Consider the following 18,363-nt stretch of genomic DNA (forward strand, 5'->3'; position numbering starts at 1 on the left):
AAGACAATACGGAATTTCGGGAAACATCAAAACATAAAACCAAATGCCGTCCTTGTACGTACGAGGCGATTGGGCTACCATCCACCTACCCCCGCTCGAAGGAAGAGAAGATGGAAGACACGCCCCGGACACGGACGCGCTCTATTCGCGCGCTCGGCCGGCTTACACCACCCAAAGTCGATGACGTTCTGCTCGCCCAATGGGTGGGCTGTCCCTCGGACAAAGCATTCCTGGACGATATTGCGCTCTCGACTGACTGGGCAGGCCAACCCGAATCGCCCGCAGCGTTTCTCAACGCGGCGCCGATGCCACCCGCCCATCACAAGGCAACCCTGAAAGCGTTCGAGCACCATCTGAGTGGTTCGGTGCAGCGATTGCTCGACGCGATCGACGCAGACGTCAACGGCGGCCAACGGCTACCGCTTTCGTATGAGGCTCCGCCAGTCACCAAGGATGCCGCGTTCGATTCGATCACGGCGTTGTCGCTTGCCGGAGAGATGACCGTGCGCCGGGCCGGCAACCGGCGCAAGAAGATCACGGCGCTTTCTGAGGCGTCGGCGCGTCTCTGGGTGCTGGCCGATCTCTTTCGATCGGGGCACATTACGGTCGAAGAACTCTGCCGCAAGCGGGACGAGATCGCCGGTCAGTTGGGGTAGCACGCGGCACGCGGCACGCGGCACGCGGCACGCGGCACGCGGCACGCGGCAGCGAAAACGTAAGCGAACGTTGGCGCAAGAACAACCCACCGTTGCAAGTCGTCAGTTGTCAGTCGTCAGTCTTCAGTCGCCTGTTTCCGTTGCCTGTGCCTCTTGCCCGTTGCCTCTTGCCTGTTGCCTCTTGCCTATTGCCTATTGCCGTTGCCCGTTGCCTGTTGCCCGTTGCCTACTTCCTGATCCCTTCCTGAAGGTCAGGCGAACCGCCGAACTGGTACCATCTGCCGTCGAAACGCGCAGAAGTCGCTGAGCGTTCTCGGTTCGACCGGCAATCCTCGCGCCCGGTGTCGATTCTCCTTCGAAAGGTCCTGATCGTGAGCACGTTGTCCGGATCGCCGCCCGATCCTCGCCGCATTGCGGCAGGGCAACGCGCGCGACGCAACGCTGCCGGCAAGAAGAAGCTCCCGCCGAACATGTTGCCGGGTATTGCCCGGCGCCGCAAAGAACAGTTCACGATGACTCGCCGATTCCTGCTGGTCGGTGTGCTGATCTTCATCGGGCTCTTCGTGTCGACTTCGCTGGCCATGGTTTTGTCGACGGTGGCAGCCGTGGCCGGCACGGTCGAGGCATATCGCCGGGTCAACGCCAAGCTGCCCAATGCGGCGGTGGTAACCGTCGATACCTTCCAAACATCGCGCATCTACGATCGAAACGGGAACCTGCTGCAGGAGATCGAAGCGCCAGACGGCGGATGGCGCACCTTCGTCACCCTCGATCAAATCTCACAGTACATGATCGACGCGACGGTAGCCGCCGAGGACGCCACCTTCTGGAGTCATCAGGGTGTCGAGCCGATGGCCATCCTGCGCGGCGTCACCATCAATATCAGCGGCGACGGTTCGTCTGGTGGCTCGACTATCACGCAGCAATTGGCGCGCGGACTCTACCCGGAGGAGATCGGTTTCGATATCTCGATCACGCGCAAGTTCAAGGAGGCGCTCGCCGCGATCGAGCTCGACCGGAAGTATTCCAAGCAGGACATCTTGATGATGTACCTGAACCAGATCTTCTACGGACAGCGTTCCTACGGCATCGAAGCTGCCGCGCAGACCTACTTCAACAAACACGCCAGCGAGCTGACGCTGGCGGAGGCCTCGCTGCTTGCCGGTCTCCCGCAGGCGCCGTCCTGGTACGACCCAACCGTGCGGCTCGACCAGGCCAAGCTCCGGCAGAAGTACGTGCTCGACCAGATGGTCAAGTACCACTACATCACGCGGGAAGAGGCAGACGATGCGTGGAATACGCCGCTGCAACCGCAGACCCGCACCAGCGAAATCCAGGGCGCCAATCACTTCACCCAATATGCCAAGGACTACGTGCGCCAGAAATATGGCGAGGACGCATTCGTAAAGGGCGGTTTGCAGATCTGGACGTCGGTCGATCTCGACCTGCAAGCACAAGCCCAGTTGATGATTCAGGAAAACATGCCGTTCCTGAACGCCTACCGACGCAACAATGCCTCGATGGTGGTCCTCGTTCCGCACACCGGCGAGGTGTTGGCGATGGTCGGTTCGGCTGATTTCAACGACCCCACGATCGGCGGTCAGATCAACTACGCATTGGCGAACCTGCAGCCGGGCTCGTCGATCAAGCCAGTCATCTATGCGGCCGCGTTCGAAAGCGGGTGGAATCCGGGCACTGTTGTCATGGATGACACCATGAAGGTCGAAACCCCTGGCGCGCCCAATCCGTATTACGAACCGAGGAACTACACTGGGCTTTCGTACGGTGCAGTTCCCGTTCGTACCGCGCTCTCGAATTCGCTCAACATCCCGGCAGTCAAGGCAATTCAATACGCCGGTGTGGACCATGCCTACGATCTGGCGCGCCGGATGGGCATCAAGACCGGGATGCCGGAATCGCCCGAAAACTACGGGCTCTCCCTCGCGCTTGGTTCGGGTGAGGTGCCGTTGCTGGAGCACACCAACGTCTACGCAACCTTCTCGAATCAGGGCAAATACGTCGCCGCCAATCCAATTCTGAAAATCACCGATTCGAACGGTCAGGTGCTCTATGAGCTCGATCGGAATACCGCGCTGCAAAACGCGCCCCAGGTGCTGGCGCCAGAGATCTCCTACCAGATCACGTCGATTCTGACCGACGACGAGGCCCGCTCGATGGTTTTCGGCCGCGGGAACCTCTTCGAGGACACGGGAGATCGGTTGGGACGTCCAGTCGCCGCGAAATCAGGGACGACCGACAACTGGAAAGACATCTGGACCATGGGCTACACCACCGATGTGGCGATCGGGGTCTGGACCGGGCAAACAACACAATCCGGCGATGCGGAAATCGAGCTTCCCCAGCTCGACGGTATCCAGGGCGCCGGTCCGATCTGGCAACAGATGATGGAGCTGATGCATAGCGACCCCACCTTCTCGTCCTACCTGTCCGGACCAAACGGCCAGCCGATGGCCCACGACTGGAGCATCCCGCCCGGTTTGGTCCAGACCCAGATCTGCTCCCCCACCGGGCATCAGGCATCGGGCAGCGAGGATTCCACTACCGAGTGGCTGATCAAGGATGCGGGTCCGTCACTTCCATGTGACCGGCTGTCTGCCTACGAGATGGCCGAGCTGGAGCATGCCATGGAGGACCTGCAGAAGAACGGCGGCAAGTACGCCGATGGTGGCGAGTCGCGCATTCTGCGCTATGCCAGCACCGTTGGGGTCTACGACGGCTATGTCGACTTCGATGAAGATGACGGCTCCGACTACGAGGATTACGATCCGGACGACGGGGAAATCCCAATCGAGCAACGAGCAGACTAGCCCGGAGCCTCGCGCGTAGTCACAGCGCTCGGGCATACTTTCACCCCAGGCAATATCCAAATTGGCGCAGGCGGGTGAAGGCATGAAGCTCGAACTGTTCGACGGGGAAGAGACGGTCCGCCAGATCGGGGCGGTGGTTGTCAAATCGCTCTCCAACAGCGAAGTTCAGGTCGATTTGGGTCCGGCTGACGGAGCGCCCAATGTGCGAATCGTTATGAGCCGCGACGAGGCCTTCGAGCTCGGTTCCGCCCTCCACGGAATCGACGGGGAACGTGTCATCCTGGTGGATGACTAGCCGGCGCCTTGCTTCGTACGTACGCGTCGCCTTGCTGGCACAGAAATGAAACCATTCGCCCTGGTTTCGCGTTTACACTAGTGATCGGCGGCATGTTTGCAGCAGCGTCGCCGATGATTGCCGGGCACCCGGGGAAACTCGGGGTCGACCAGGGTGCGAATTTCGAAAGGGGGACCACCCAATTGAGCACCAGGAGGCATTCAACTGAGCGGGCCTAGCCACCCGTTCTGCTTCTTTCCTCCTCTTTTTCACCTCAGTACCGTTGCAGCGGCAGTTGCCGCGCAACGCTCCCAAATACGCCTCACCGTCTTATGGAAAGAATCGTTCGCGACCATAGGACGAACACCTCGGCAGCGAACTCCTTTGCAACGAGCGCCCGGCGAGAACGGTTTCCAACCGCGCCGGGCGCTCGTATGTTCGAAGGGGACCGCTATACTTGGCCAGATTTTCCCATGCCGGAGTCCGTTACAGGCAGGTTGACCGGCGGATTCGTCCAGTTGCAGCCCGTATTCGCACACCATTCAGGAACACCGTATGACGTTCGATCTCACTTCCCCGACCTCGTGCCCGGTTTGTGGCGCCCCGGTCTCTGAAACGCAACTCTTCTGTGGAACCTGCGGTAGCGGGCTGCGAGGCCAACGTGCCCGTACCCGGCGCCGGGTCGTTGTCACCGGATTGGGCGCAGTGAGCGCAGTGGGGCTCACCGCGAAAGCGTCATGGGAAAACATCCTGAAGGGGAAAAGCGGTATCAAGCGCATCCCCTATCTCCAGGAAGGCAACTACTCATGCCAGGTGCGCGGCGATCTCGAAATGGACGATCTCCCGCAACGCTTCCTCGACTCCAAGACCGCGCGCAATACCTCGCAGTTCAGCCTCTGGTTGATGGAGGCCGCCGGCGCCGCGCTCATTTCCGCCGGCCTGGTCGATGAAGCGGGCAATCCGCTCATGGATCTGCTGCCCGGCGGTTCGGTCATCGGGACCTGTGTTGGCGGATGCTATGACGATCTGCTTCCTGCCTATGACACCTTCAACACCCGGGGACACGACAAGCTGTCTCCCCATCTGCACGTCAAGTTCCCGCTCAACATGGCGTCCTACACCGTGCAGTGGCGTTTTGGCATGGGAGGACCGAGTAACACGGTTTCCACAGCCTGCGCCACAGGCACGCAGGCCATTGGCGAGGCGTTTCATGTCGTCCAGTCCGGCATTGCGCCATTGATGCTGGCGGGAGCCTCTGAATCGACCGTGCATCCGATGGGCGTCGCGGGCTTCTCGGCGATGCGCGCGCTGGTGACCGACTCGAACGAGCATCCCGAAGAGGCGCTGCGTCCCTTCGACGCTACCCGCTCTGGTTTCGCGCTCGGCGAAGGGGCCGGCGCGCTTGTGCTGGAGGACTACGATTTCGCCATGGCGCGGGGCGCGCGAGTGTTTGCCGAGATCGTCGGCTTTGCCTCCAGCAACGATGCCTACCATCCGATCGCGCCACAGCCAGAAGGAATTGGCGCGGCCCGAGCCATCGTGGCCGCATTGGCGGACGCAGGTGTGACTCCCGACAAGATCGGGCACATCCAGGCGCATGCCGCCTCGACCCCCGCGGGAGACGTAGCCGAAGCCCGCGCGATCCATCATGTCTATGGCGAACACACCGCATCGATTCCGGTGATGTCTGTGAAAGGCAACATCGGGCATTGCATGGGCGGGGCTGGGGCGATCGAGACTGCCATGGGTATCCTCTCGATCGCCGAGCAGGTGATTCCGCCGACCGCCAACTACAAGAACCCTGATCCCGAAGTCAATCTCGACGTCGTGCATGGCGCGGCGCGGCCGCATGAATTCGAATACATGGCCAAGCACGGATTCGGGCTTGGCGGTCAGAACGCGGCGCTCGTGCTGAAACGACCACCGGCAGAGTTCGCGCATCAAACGAGCAAGGATCTTGAATGAGCAGCCATTACGCCCAACTTGCCGACTGGAACAACGCCATGACCGAGTTCGTCATGGTCTATCGCAATGTGCCGGCAGACAAGCGGATGCAGCCAATCGACGGCGGTTGGAGCCCGCGACAGCTGCTGCAGCACCTGCTCGAATCCGAGATCGTTTTCTCTACCCGAATGCGTACCGCCATTGCCAATCCGGGCGGCAGTATCCTGCCGTTCGATCAGGATCTCTACGAGGAGCGCATCCCGGTAGCGGAGATCCCCGACGAGTTGTTGCTGGACGCGCTGGCCGCGTTGCGCGCGGTCAATCTCGCCATTCTGCGCGCGCTGCCTGACGAGGCATGGGAACAAAGCGTTCAGCATCCCGAAGCGGGACCGCAAACGCTCGATCGGATCGCCAACATCTTCGGAAATCACGTCACCGACCACTTGAACGACATGAAGAACGCCGGGCTGGGAACGCGCAGCCTTTGATCGGGACCTCCAGGAGCTCGTCGTCCGGGCACAGCGTGACGTTGCCCGATGTCTTCATGTTCCTCCTGGAAATCGGGATGTGGGCATCCTTTGCCTGGATCGGCTGGCAGGCCGGATCCGGCGTCACCCGGTGGCTCCTGGCCGCCGGACTTGCCACTGCGGCTATCCTCTTGTGGGGCATCTTCCGCACACCCGGGATGCCACCGGCAGGCAAACCCGGCGTATTCCCGACACCGGGACCGGTCCGTCTCGTACTGGAAGTCAGCCTCTTTCTCCTGGCCGGCTATGGACTCTGGGTGACCGGCTATCGCTGGATCGCCGAGACGCTTTGGACCTTTGCGGCCCTGATCTACGTTCTTTCGTTTTCGCGCATCCGCTGGCTGCTCGATCACTGACTTCGAGGTGCAAACCTATGACATCGCTCGCCACTGATTTCACCAGCCTGGCCGGCATCGACCTTCCCATCGCCCAGGCGCCGATCGGTACGGCGACCACGCCGGAACTAGCCGCCGCCGTGAGCAACGCCGGAGGGCTTGGAACGCTCTCGCTCACCTGGCGCTCGCCCAACGAGGCGCGCGAGCTGATCCAGCAGACCAAGGCGCTCACGAACCGACCGTTCGGCATCAACCTGGTGCTTGCATGGGATCCCGGAGACCGGCTGGCCATCGCGCTCGAGGAAGGGGTCCCGGTGATCTCGCTTTCCTGGGGTGATCCGTCTCCCTGGGTCGAGCAGATTCACGACGCCGGCGCGCTCCTGGTGCATATGGTCGGTTCCACGTCGGCAGCAATCGCAGCGAAGAACGCGGGTGTGGACGTGATCGTGGCACAGGGCTACGAAGCGTCCGGTCACGTCGAGGGGCAAACGAGTCTCCTGGCGCTCATTCCCGAAATGGTCGACGCCGTTGCGCCCACCCCCGTGCTCGCCGCGGGTGGCATTGGGGATGGCCGCGGGCTTGCCGCCGCGCTCTGCCTGGGCGCGTCTGGCGTCTGGCTCGGCACCCGCTTCGTTCTTTCATCAGAAGCGGATGCCCACGCCGACTACCAGGGACGCTTGATCGACGCCGGCGCGAGCGACACGATCCATACCACGCTCTTCCGCGGTGGCTGGCCAGCGAACACCCCATTGCGCACGTTGCCGAACAAGTCGCTTCAGCTCTGGGAAGACGCCGGCCGCCCCGAACCGGGCCGCGGCCCCGGGGAGGGAGACGTGATCGGGCACACCAGCCGCGGCATTCCCATCATGCGCTACCACGACGACTTCCCCGGAGCTCGGACCACAGGCGACCTGGAAAGCATGGTGCTCTACGCTGGTCAGAGCGTCGGCGTCATGCACGACGTGCTTCCTGCGGCTGAGATCATGGAGTCCATCGCGGACCAGGCACGTTCGGTGCTTTCCCGGTTGGGAGGCGCCCGTTGAGCGATCGAGCGACGAGCCAACTTGGAGGGATGAGCAGTCTGCACGCGTCGCCCCGCCGCCCTCCACAGCGGGCCCGACTCCCGGTACCCTTGCGGAAGCTGTGATGAACGGTATCGTCGTCGCCTGGACGCACTGGAGGGGGATTGGATGAACGGAATTCGGGACACACAGGCATTCTTGCGGAGCATGGGACTGCCCGATCACGATCTGCGCGATCTGCCATCGTCCGATCAGCGCTTCCCCGACGGCGGCCAGTGGCGCATCGAGATTCCTTCAGTCGAGGGTCCGAACGCGCTGCGCACCGTCTACCAATATGCCGACGAGTACGGGGTGCCGATTCATCGGGTAAGCCAGGGCAGCGGCGTCATGCTGCTGACCGATGACGAACTGGACGAAATGGCCGCGCTCGGACGCCAGCGCGGCATCGAGATCAGCCTGTTCGTCGGACCTCGCGCCGGCTGGGATACCGGCGCCATGGCCTATTCCACTGCTGGCAAGATCGTCGGACCGAAAGCGCGTGGCGCGGACCAGCTCGTCCATGCGGTCGAAGACGTGAAGCGGGCGCTCGAGCACGGTATCAACAGCGTGCTCGTCACCGATGAAGGACTCCTGCTCGTGCTCGGCAAGATGAAGGAGGCCGGGGAGCTGCCGAAGGACCTGATTCTCAAGGGTTCGGTCATGCTCGGCGCGTCCAATCCGGCCTCGGTACGGTTGCTGCAGGACATTGGCTTGACGACGTTCAATACCCCAACCGATCTCTCGCTGGCGCATTTGGCCGCCATCCGCGCGGCAACCACCATGCCGCTCGATATCTATGTCGAGGTTCCCGACGATATCGGTGGGTTCATTCGCCACTACGAGATCGCAGAGCTGGTGCGCGTTTGCGCTCCGGTCTATCTCAAATTTGGTTTGCGCAACGCGCCGAACATCTACCCGGCCGGAACGCACCTGGAAGCAACCGCCATTGCCCTGACCAGGGAACGCTTGCGCCGCGCCCGAATCGGCTACGACATGCTCAAGCGGCTCGACCCTGACGCGATCATGTCGCCACTGCCTGAGGCAGTCTCGGTCTAGCACGGTCGCCGATATACGTGTCTGCCGTGCGAGTGTCGTCATCCCGACTGAGGCGGAGTGGAGGGATCTCCTCGCCACAGCGAGGGCAACAAGGTAACGCTTCATTGAAGAACCGATCTGGCGAAGGCCTCCGGGGGAAAGCGTCGACACGTATCCGGCACGCATGGCACGAAACACGGGGCGGCTCAGGCCGCCCCGTGTTCACATGCCTGCGTCAGATTCGCGGATGTCCGCCGAAAACCCTACTCGGCCTCCGGATTGAGCATGATGACCACGATTCCGCTGCCCGGTGAACTACGTGACAGGAAAGTGATCGTGCCAGAGCGGCCCTCATACGGTCCAGCCGTTGCGGTAACCGGAATCACCAACGTGGCTGGGCGCAGGGCCGGATCGCCCTGGTAGTAGATCCAGTTGAAGACCGATTCGGGATCGCCTTCGAACATCTCGGTGCCGACAAGAATGGTGTCGCCCAATTCGATGTACGGGAGGCCGTTGTTCTCCTCGCTCTCCAGGTCGGCAGTGCCAGTCAGCGTGCTGGTCGGGTCGCCAGGACCGGCCACCAACTGGTCGGTCGTCTGTACCGGGCCAATTTCGATGAACTCGCCGTTGGCGGCATTCTGATACCAGCCAACCAGCGTCACCACGCGCACCGGCTCAGCCACCGGCGTCGCTGCCGTTTCGGCCAACGGCGTGGCCGACGTTTCGGTTTGTGGCGTCGTCGCGGCGAGCGGCGTGGTCTGCGCCGCCGGAGTCCCCGTTTGCGCCAGCACCTGTGGCGCGCCCAGGAGATACCCCATCATCCCGAGGACTGCGGTCAGGAGCGCCGCCGCTCCAAGAAATCGAATACGCATGCTTCCCCCTCCGCACAAGCAGATGAGCTCGAAAAACGCTCTTCGGTCGGTTGGCGGGGGACGTACCGTACGTCGGGGATGTACGGACACATCGTAGCAGGTTTGCGAGCGAAAGCCTAGTCCCCCGCAATGGCTCCAGAGGGCTGCGCGAGCAGGTGGCTTGCGATCAATTCTGCGACACGCTGCTCCACGATCTCCGCCTCTCCCGGTTGCAACATGTGCGGACTGAAGGCAATCGTCGATTCGTTTTCGGCCACGACCTCGATCGGCGGCTTTCCGGCGCGCAGATCGGCGATCAGATCGTCACGGGTCAATGGCGCATCGAGCGTAACCTGCATGAGGATGCGCGGGATCGGTTCCCCAGCCTCGCCGGTCTCCGATCGCCTGATCGACAGCCAACGCGGCGCCAGCCGCTGCCATGCGGCATCCCAGCTCGACACGACGGCGTCCCACTCCATCGCCTCAGCGACATGGTCGGCTTCCAGATACGTCTCGACCGCGGTCAGCAACCCGATCATGGCTTCTTTGGACATCTTCATCGCGCGGCCAATGCGCTGCACCGGCGGTCCGTTGAGCCGCATCGCTTCGATCATTTTGGGAGTTCCGACCGCCAGCCCGCTGTTCTGCGGTCCGCGCAGCATCTTGCCCCCACTGAAGATGGCAACATCGGCGCCGAGATTCCGTGTGAAATGCCAGAGATTCGAGACTGGCGGGATCTGCGCCGCGGCATCGACGATCACCGGCACACCACGCGCGTGCGCCCGTTCGATCACGAACTCGAGCGGCAGCGTGTTGCGGTTCAAGTGCGTTCCTGCGAAATAGACCACGGCCGCCGTCCGCTCGTTGATGGCATCATCGAGCTCCCACTCATAGGTCTCGTATGTGTGACCGATCTCCACCAGTTCCACACCGGTCATGCGCACTGCGATGTCGTACCAATTGCGCTGGTAGCGGTGGACGACGACCTGGTTCTTCAGCCCATCGAGCCGGTTCGGGAACCGCGCCATGAGCGCAACATCGTCGCCGGTCACGGCAGCCGCGGTCGCCAACGCCAACGCGGCTGCGGCGCCATTGCTGACATAGGCAGCTTCGTTCCCGGTCAATTCCGCCAGGCGTTTGCCAACCGCCTCCTGCAGTTCGAAGATGTTGACGAAAGCCCCTGCGCTATCGGCCATCGCCTGCGCTACATGTGGCGCCATGATCGACCCGCCAAGCCGCGTGTAGGTGGTCGCGCAATTGATGACTGGCTGCACACCGAGTTTCTGGTAGATGTCCATGTTCGGTCGACCTCGCTCCTGAACCACTTCGGCATCTCTTCCGGCATGGTAAGCAATTCACGTGGTAGTTTGCCTGCGTTGACAGACAATCTGGATCGCCCCACAATGCCAGGAGATTCAATCGATAGCCTAAGAGGGTGACCGCCACCTCCGCGCTCGACCCGGAGCTGGTCGGCGAAGTGCTGGCGGTCATGACCGACCTTGCCGAATCGCACGGTGTGACGATGATCGTGGTGACACACGAAATGGGCTTTGCGCGTGATGTGGCCGACCGTATCGTCTTCATGGACGGTGGCGTGGTGGTCGAGCAAGGCGAGCCGCGCAAGGTGCTCGACCATCCGGAAAGCGAACGCCTGCAAGCCTTCTTGCGGCGGTTGCATTAGGCTGGGACTGAGTCCAGGGTCCAGGGTCCAGGGTCCAGGGTCCAGGGTCCAGGGTCCAGTGATGTTGACGACTCTCAGGTTGCGGTCAACATCTGCCGACTGACAACTGCCGACTAACAACTGACAACCGCAAACTGCCAACCGCCGCGTGCTGGATAATGTGCCCAGAACGACCCATTGCGCAGCGTCTGCGAGAGGACGACACCGATGACCGATCCGACGATTCCAGCCCAGCCGTATGCCTTCGTCTTTCCCGGCCAGGGAAGCCAGTTCGTGGGGATGGCCGGTCCGTTGCTCGACGCAAGCGAAATGGCGCGCGCCATGATGGCGCTGGCGGATGACACGCTTGGGTTCGGCCTGACCGAGCTGATTCAGAACGGCCCGGCCGAGGTGCTGGAAGATACGGTCAACGCGCAACCCGCCATTCTCGCGGTGAGCATCGCTGCGCTGGCGGCCCTCAACGAGAATGCCGAACAAGCGGGCGTGACCCTGGCGCCCGACTATGTGGCCGGGCACTCCCTCGGCGAGTTCACCGCGCTGGTGGCGGCGGGGATCATGCAATTCCCGACCGCCCTTTCGCTGGTGCGTGAACGTGGTCGTCTGATGAAGCAGGCTGGCGAGGACAATCCCGGTGGCATGGCCGCGGTGCTGGGATTGGACGATGAAGCAATCGCGGAGGTCTGCCGCGTAGCGTCGGCTGACGGGATCGTGGTGCCGGCCAATCGCAACTGTCCGGGGCAAACGGTCATTTCCGGTGAGGTCGGCGCGCTCGAAGCGGCGATGGAGCTGGCCAAAGGTAAAGGCGCCCGCCGGGTGGCGCGGCTGAACGTCAGCATCGCCTCTCATTCACCGCTGATGGCGAACGCCAACGCCGAGTTCCAAAAACTCCTACAGGACGCCGCGTTGACGTTGCCCGAGTTCCCGGAAAAGCCAAGCGGCATGGTGATCGGCAATACCACCGCGCAACCGATCTACACCACGGGCGGACTCTACGCGGAACTCGACTTGCAAATGGAACGCCCGGTCGACTGGACCGGTTCGATGCAAACCATCGCGGACGCCGGAATCACGTCGTTTATCGAGATCGGACCGGGGACAGTGCTCTCAGGTCTGATCAAGCGTATCGTCCCGGACGCGCAGACGATCAACATGGCCGGCCTGGGTCTCGGGATTCCGACGTTGAGCAGCCGCTAGTTTGTCCATCCTGGTTCGAAAATCTCCGGGTAGACATTGAGCGCGAGCTGGCCGCCAAGGTGCGCATACAGCACGGTCGAATCCCGGTCGATGCGTCCATCCTGGACCAGATCGATCAGCCCGGCCATCGACTTGCCTTCATAAACCGGATCGACAATCACGCCTTCCAACCGGCCCAACGTGGTGATGGCGTCGACCGTGCTCCGGTCGGGGATTCCGTAGGCGGGCCCTTCCCAACCAGGGAGGATGACGATCTCGTCATCGCGGATCGCGCGGCCGAGCCCGATCAGCTTGGCAGTGTCGTTCGCAATGCGGGTCACCTGTTCGATGGTCTTGGGCAACGTGGCCGATGCGTCGATGCCAATCACCCTTCGCGGAACCCCACCGGCGTCCTCGAGCGCGGCAAATCCCGCGATCATGCCAGCGTGCGTCGAACCCGTAACCGTGCAAACGACAATCGTGTCGAAGAAGACTCCCAGTTCCTGTTCCTGCGCAACGACTTCGAGCGCCCAATTGGCAAATCCGAGCCCTCCCAGCGGGTGCACCGAAGCGCCCGCAGGAATGGGGTACGGCTTGCCGCCATTGGCCTCGACTTCGGCCAGCGCTGCTTCCCAGCTGGAACGGATCCCGATATCGAACCCGCCGGGATCGAGCCGGACATCGGCGCCCATGATGCGCGAGAGCTCGATATTGCCCACCCGGTCGTTGCCGGGATCGCTCCAGTCGACCCACCGTTCCTGCACGAGCCGCGCCTTCAGGCCGAGATGGGCAGCCACCGCAGCCACCTGTCGAGTGTGATTGGACTGATACCCGCCAATCGAAACGAGCGTGTCCGCCCCCGAGGCAAGCACATCCGGAACGATGTATTCGAGCTTGCGCACCTTGTTCCCACCGAACGCCAGTCCGCAATTGCAGTCTTCCCGCTTGGCCCAGATTTGCGCGCCGCCAAGGTGGTCGCTGAGCCGTTGGAGTTTGTGGACCGGGCTCGGGCCAAAGGTCAGCGGATACCGTTCGAACGAGGCGAGACCCGGCAGAGACGAGACATGAGAGGCGGCGGACATGGGTTGCTCCTGTGACTGCGCGACGGCGCGGGACTTCCAACGGAGAATGTATGGCACACGAACCTGGGAAGCACAATGGCGCGCATTTGCTGATCACCTACGACCGAAGGCATCTTTCCCGTACACTAGCGCGTTGACTGGCCGCTTTATCGCCAGTTCGTACGCATGTCGAAATATTCCTGGGCCGATCCAATGGCAAACCGCCCTCCGCCCGGGATTCCAATCGAGGAGTAGCACGTGAAGCGAGTGGTCGTGACCGGCGCAGGAGCTGTTTCCCCACTCGGCATCGGAGCCCCCACCCTTTGGGAAGGGCTGCTCGCCGGCAAGTCGGGCATTGCGGAGATCGAGGGCTTCGATGTCTCCGATCTCGAGGTCCGCATCGGCGGCGAGGTCCGCAACTTCGATCCGAAAGACTATATCGACGCCAAGCTGGCCAAACGCATGGACCGCTTCTCGCACTTCTCGGTCGCTTCCGCCACCGAAGCGCTGAAAGATGCGGGCTACACCATCGATCCTGAGAACAGCGAACGGGTCGGCGTCATCATGAACAGCGGCGGCGGCGGCATTCCGATCATGGAGTCGAATGTCGAGGCCATGGTCGAGAAGGGCCCGAAATGGGTGCACCCGCTGACCATCGCGCTCTTCGCGCCGAACATGGCCAGTTGCCAGATCTCGATGGCGTTCGGCATCCATGGCCCCACCGTGACATCGTCGGCGGCGTGTGCCTCCGGAGTGCAAGCCTTCGTCCAGGCAGCGCAGATGATCCAGCGTGACGAAGCGGACATCATCATCGCTGGCGGGGCGGAATCGGGCCTGCGGCGCACGTCCGTCACCGCCATGGCGAACATGGGCGCGCTTTCGAAACGCAACGACGATCCAGAAGGAGCCAGCCGGCCGTTCGACAGCGGGCGTGACGGTTTTGTCTTTTCCGAAGGGTGCGGATTGCTGATTGTGGAGTCGGAAGAGCACGCGCTGAACCGAGGGGCAAACATCATCGCCGAGCTCACGGGAGGCGCCTTCACCTCGGACGCTTTCCACATTACGGCGCCCGATCCCAATGGCAAGCATGCCGCCAGAGCCATGACCCTGGCCGTGCAGCGCGCTGGTCTGCAACCGGAAGATGTGGATTACATCGCCGCGCATGCCACCTCCACCAGCGTGGGAGACATTGCGGAAACCGATGCCATCAAGACCGCATTTGGAGACCATGCCTACAAGCTGGCCGCCTCGGCCAACAAGTCGATGGTCGGGCATCTGCTCGGCGCGGCTGGTGGCATTTCGGCCATCGCCTGCGTCTACGCCATTCGCGATGGGATCGTCCCTCCGACCATCAACCTGACCGACCCCGACCCCAAGTGCGATCTCGACTACGTGCCGAATGTCGCGCGCGAGATGCAGGTCGATGTGGCGCTGGTCAACGGCTTTGGATTCGGCGGCCAGAACGCGGTGGCGCTCTTCAAGCGATACGACTAGGTCGCGGGAACCGGGGGTGCGGAGTCAGTGAATTCTCCACCCCCCCGTCCTTCCAAACGCTGAGCCAAATGGCCGAATTCGGCGAACTCGCTCCCCCATTTGCCGCAACTCGTGATTGCCCCAAACCCCGCGCTTGGGCTACCATCCCCCTTGTCCCCTGCGTCGATCCTGCCAAATTGGGGCGATTTCGCTCGATTTGGATGTGACCGTAGGGCACAAAACTCCATTCCTGGGAATCCGGTTTGCGTTTCGTTACGTAGACTCGGACAGGGATGAATCAACGGTTTGCCTATTGCAGCGGCATGCCGTCGAGCTGGGGGGAATTCGTGGCTTCGAAACGTACGCATACAGGCGTTGTTTCCGGTCGTGCCGCGCGGGTGCTGAGCCGCGTCGCCGCGGAACGCCGCCGCTTCCGATCTCGTTCGTTCTCCATTCCAATTGCCATTTTGACGGTTGCCTGCCTGACACTCACGCCGATACTCGATGTCTCCGAGACGGCCGCGCAGACTGCAACGCGCACTCCCACCAGAGTACCGACCAACGTTCCACCAACTGCCACGCCTTTCCCATGCAATACCGGCGATTCGACTGGCATGACCTGGACCTATGCCGATTTGCACCGGTGGAACAGCGACATTCTGAGCGTTTCGAATTCGACTGGCGTGCCAGCCAATGTGCTCAAGGCCATCATGTGGATCGAATCGCGCGGCATGCTCAATGCCCGCTCTCCGCTCACGGCGTATGGCTACTTCTTCGGTCTCATGCAAGTCGGACCGACTTCTTCTGTGCCTGAGTACATGAAGAGCGTCACCTGGATGTGCAACAACAGCTACAACCAGGTGCTGGCCGGCGGCACCGAGATGGTCAACAAGTCCATCTACATCAACTCACAAAACTGGACCGAAGTGGCCGGGGCCTATTTCGGCTATGGCACCGATGTGACTGGCACGACGACGAACTCCTACATGCAAATGTTCGTCAATCACGCGACCGCGCTCATCGGCACGACACCCGGCGGCACAGACTGGACTCCGGCTCCGCTGCCAACGCCAACCACCGCCCCCACGGTCACCTTTGCCATCGGCTCGACCATTAGCGTCGATTCCGACACGCTGAACATGCGCAACAACCCCGGTCTTTCGACCTCGATCATCCGGGTTCTGACGATGAACACCAGCGGAGTGGTGCTCCAGGGTCCCAACCGGGTCGATAACTTCGATTGGTACCAAATCCGTCTTGGCGATGGAACCACCGGCTGGGTGGCAGGTCAGTACATGCGTAGTGGCGGCTCGACGACCGGCAGCACGACACCCACACGCACGGTCACCCCGGGAACGCGCACCCCCACCGCCACACCGTCGCGCACCGGCACAACCACCAGTGGAACCTGGGCAGTCGGCGACAGCTTCCAGGTCAACACCTTCGTCAACTTCCGCGCAGCGCCGGGCTATTCCGGTGGCATCATCGGCACGCTCTCGGTCGGAACCACCGGCGTCATCATCGGCAACTCGCAGACCGCTGACGGGCTGGAATGGGCGAATGTCCGCACCAGCGGAGGTCAGGCAGGCTGGGTGGCCGCCGAATATCTGACCAAGACAGGGTCGGCGCCGACCGCAACGCGCACTGCGACCAGAGCAGCGACATCGACGCGCACACCCACGGCGTCTGTCACCCGATCCGTCACCACTGGGGCCACCGCGAGCTCGGGACGCCTCTACCGCACCACCACGCGCGTCAATCTCCGCCAGGCGCCGTCGACGTCCGGCGCCATCATGAGCACGTTGCCAAGCGGGACCGTGCTGACATCGATGGGAAACTCTGTGGACGCGAATGGGTACACCTGGCTGCGCGTCAGCACGGGATCGTTGACCGGCTGGATCGCGACCACCTATATCGCTGCAACCGGCGGAACCAATTCCACACCGACCAGTGTCGCATCCGCGACGCGCACCCCAACCACGATCTCACCCGGCGTCACATCGACGTCCGGATCGCTCTATCGCGTCGATGTCCGGGTCAATATGCGCTCCGCGCCATCGACCTCCGGACGGATCCTCACCACGTTGCCAAGCGGCGCGGTCGTCACGTCGTTGGGCGATACCGCAACTGCCAATGGCCATACCTGGCTGCGAGTCAGCTCCGGATCGCTGGTTGGCTGGATATCGACCAGCTACCTGACCTCCACCGGGACGCGAGTCAATACGCCCACCGGCGTGGCGACCGTGAGCCGGACGCCGAGCCGCACTGCCACCATCACCCGCACACCCGAGCGGACTGCAACGTCTCAAGCGACTGGTACGCGGGCCGCAGGCGTCTTCATCGCAGGGGACACTGTGCGCGTCGCGGATGGGCCGTTGAACTACCGCAGCACACCGGGCACCTCGGGCTCCATCATCGGCACGCTGCCAACCGGCACGCAGGCGTTGGTGATCGGCGGACCGGCCGCGTCTGGAGGCATGACCTGGTACCAGCTCCAAGTCAGCGGCCGTGCAAATGGCTGGGTCGCTGGTGATTTCCTGGGTCTTGTTACCGGCGCTGTGGTCAACGGTTCAGTGGGTGGCGAAGAGCCGGTCGGTTCGACGAGCCAGCTGAATGCCACCGGCACTGCAACCGCTACACCGACATCCACGCCGGAATCGCCAGCCAGCGAGGCTTCGCCAAGCGAGATCGCCACCGGCGAACCGACGTTGGCCGCCACAGACACGCCGCTGGCTCCAACGGAAACTGCGGTTCCGCCGACCGAAACTCCAGTGCCCGCCACAGAGACGCCAGTGCCGCCGACCGAGACTCCGGTTCCGCCGACGGAAACGCCCGTTCCGCCAACCGAAACGGCGACCGTGCCTCCGGACTCCGACGGCGACGGTATCGCGGATGTAGTCGATGCCTGTCCAGGGGTCGCCGATAGCGGACTGGACTCCGATGCCGACGGCATCGACGATGCCTGCGATCCCACCCCGTTGCCACTGGTCGAGCGCACATTCGAGGCCTATGCGGCCGCCGACGCCAGCCTTCTCTCGTTCGATCCCGGCACGGCCGTGGCGATCGACGTGATTGGTTCGCTGCCAGTCGGCGGCGAGGCAGGCGGGGTGGCCTACATCACCTTCTATCCCGACCAGATCGGCTATGGACAGGTGACCAGCGCGGTCCTCTACCTGACCGGTGTGAGTGGCAGTGGCTCAGTGGGCATCGCCGTCGCCAATGGCGTCGCTATCGACGAGTACTCGCTCACGGTGGACTCCGCGCCGGGCGGCGCGGACGCATCGGGCGCCTGGATCGACGCCGGCGTGGCCGTGCCGATCGACCTCACCGGTTGGATCACCGCCGATGGCCCCGTCACCATCATCGTCTATGGTGACGGAGTGGCGCTCGGTAGCCGCGAGGGCGGTTCACCGGCGTATCTCTCCATCACGGTGCTCGATACCCAGTAGTCGAGCCCTCTCCCT

Annotated in this window: 15 protein-coding genes; 12 read left to right on the top strand and 3 right to left on the bottom strand. The window is 62.7% G+C overall.

Annotation, left to right across the window (positions count from 1 at the left end):
* The first annotated feature begins 110 nt into the window (after positions 1–110).
* The 8 genes from R2855_00140 (at position 111) to R2855_00175 (ending at position 8,681) form a co-directional block, all read left to right on the top strand.
* Positions 111–656 carry a hypothetical protein gene (locus R2855_00140; GenBank protein ID MEZ4529409.1) on the top strand — a complete coding sequence of 182 codons (546 nt, stop codon included), beginning with the start codon at positions 111–113 and terminating at the stop codon, positions 654–656.
* Between the two features lie 371 nt (positions 657–1,027).
* Positions 1,028–3,484 (top strand): transglycosylase domain-containing protein, encoded by a 2,457-nt coding sequence (locus tag R2855_00145; GenBank protein ID MEZ4529410.1) that lies wholly within the window; start codon positions 1,028–1,030, stop codon positions 3,482–3,484.
* Positions 3,485–3,566: 82 nt separating this feature from the next.
* Positions 3,567–3,779 carry a hypothetical protein gene (locus tag R2855_00150; protein ID MEZ4529411.1) on the top strand — a complete coding sequence of 71 codons (213 nt, stop codon included), beginning with the start codon at positions 3,567–3,569 and terminating at the stop codon, positions 3,777–3,779.
* A gap of 534 nt (positions 3,780–4,313) precedes the next feature.
* The gene (locus R2855_00155; protein ID MEZ4529412.1) at positions 4,314–5,723 is read left to right on the top strand and encodes a beta-ketoacyl-ACP synthase II; all 1,410 of its coding nucleotides are present in this window, start codon (positions 4,314–4,316) and stop codon (positions 5,721–5,723) included.
* Positions 5,720–6,190 (top strand): DinB family protein, encoded by a 471-nt coding sequence (locus tag R2855_00160; GenBank protein ID MEZ4529413.1) that lies wholly within the window; start codon positions 5,720–5,722, stop codon positions 6,188–6,190. Before R2855_00155 ends, R2855_00160 begins: the two co-directional genes overlap by 4 nt.
* A complete protein-coding gene (locus R2855_00165; GenBank protein ID MEZ4529414.1) occupies positions 6,187–6,585 on the top strand; it encodes a YrdB family protein in 399 nt (132 codons plus the stop codon). The genes R2855_00160 and R2855_00165 overlap by 4 nt, the downstream gene beginning before the upstream one ends.
* Positions 6,586–6,602: 17 nt before the next feature.
* On the top strand, positions 6,603–7,607 hold the full coding sequence (locus R2855_00170; protein MEZ4529415.1) for a nitronate monooxygenase: 1,005 nt from the start codon (positions 6,603–6,605) through the stop codon (positions 7,605–7,607).
* A 147-nt stretch (positions 7,608–7,754) separates the two neighbouring features.
* The gene (locus R2855_00175; protein MEZ4529416.1) at positions 7,755–8,681 is read left to right on the top strand and encodes a U32 family peptidase; all 927 of its coding nucleotides are present in this window, start codon (positions 7,755–7,757) and stop codon (positions 8,679–8,681) included.
* A gap of 242 nt (positions 8,682–8,923) precedes the next feature.
* Here R2855_00175 and R2855_00180 read toward each other — a convergent pair whose 3' ends face one another.
* Both R2855_00180 and R2855_00185 read right to left on the bottom strand, forming a co-directional pair.
* Positions 8,924–9,532 (bottom strand): hypothetical protein, encoded by a 609-nt coding sequence (locus R2855_00180; protein ID MEZ4529417.1) that lies wholly within the window; start codon positions 9,530–9,532, stop codon positions 8,924–8,926.
* A 116-nt stretch (positions 9,533–9,648) separates the two neighbouring features.
* Positions 9,649–10,809 carry an aminotransferase class V-fold PLP-dependent enzyme gene (locus tag R2855_00185; protein MEZ4529418.1) on the bottom strand — a complete coding sequence of 387 codons (1,161 nt, stop codon included), beginning with the start codon at positions 10,807–10,809 and terminating at the stop codon, positions 9,649–9,651.
* A gap of 137 nt (positions 10,810–10,946) precedes the next feature.
* Between R2855_00185 and R2855_00190 the strand changes: the two genes are divergently transcribed.
* A complete protein-coding gene (locus tag R2855_00190) occupies positions 10,947–11,192 on the top strand; it encodes a hypothetical protein (protein MEZ4529419.1) in 246 nt (81 codons plus the stop codon).
* A 207-nt stretch (positions 11,193–11,399) separates the two neighbouring features.
* Positions 11,400–12,386, top strand: a complete 987-nt coding sequence (gene fabD / locus R2855_00195; protein ID MEZ4529420.1) for an ACP S-malonyltransferase — start codon at positions 11,400–11,402, stop codon at positions 12,384–12,386.
* Here fabD and R2855_00200 read toward each other — a convergent pair.
* The gene (locus R2855_00200; protein MEZ4529421.1) at positions 12,383–13,447 is read right to left on the bottom strand and encodes a 1-aminocyclopropane-1-carboxylate deaminase; all 1,065 of its coding nucleotides are present in this window, start codon (positions 13,445–13,447) and stop codon (positions 12,383–12,385) included. The two genes, fabD and R2855_00200, sit on opposite strands and share 4 nt — an antisense overlap.
* A 237-nt stretch (positions 13,448–13,684) precedes the next feature.
* Here R2855_00200 and fabF point away from each other — a divergent pair, with 237 nt between their 5' ends.
* Positions 13,685–14,920 (top strand): beta-ketoacyl-ACP synthase II, encoded by a 1,236-nt coding sequence (gene fabF, locus R2855_00205; GenBank protein ID MEZ4529422.1) that lies wholly within the window; start codon positions 13,685–13,687, stop codon positions 14,918–14,920.
* Between the two features lie 326 nt (positions 14,921–15,246).
* Positions 15,247–18,348 carry an SH3 domain-containing protein gene (locus R2855_00210; GenBank protein MEZ4529423.1) on the top strand — a complete coding sequence of 1,034 codons (3,102 nt, stop codon included), beginning with the start codon at positions 15,247–15,249 and terminating at the stop codon, positions 18,346–18,348.
* Positions 18,349–18,363 lie beyond the last annotated feature (15 nt).

Source organism: Thermomicrobiales bacterium (genome assembly GCA_041390825.1).
Taxonomy (GTDB): Bacteria; Chloroflexota; Chloroflexia; order Thermomicrobiales; family UBA6265; genus JAMLHN01.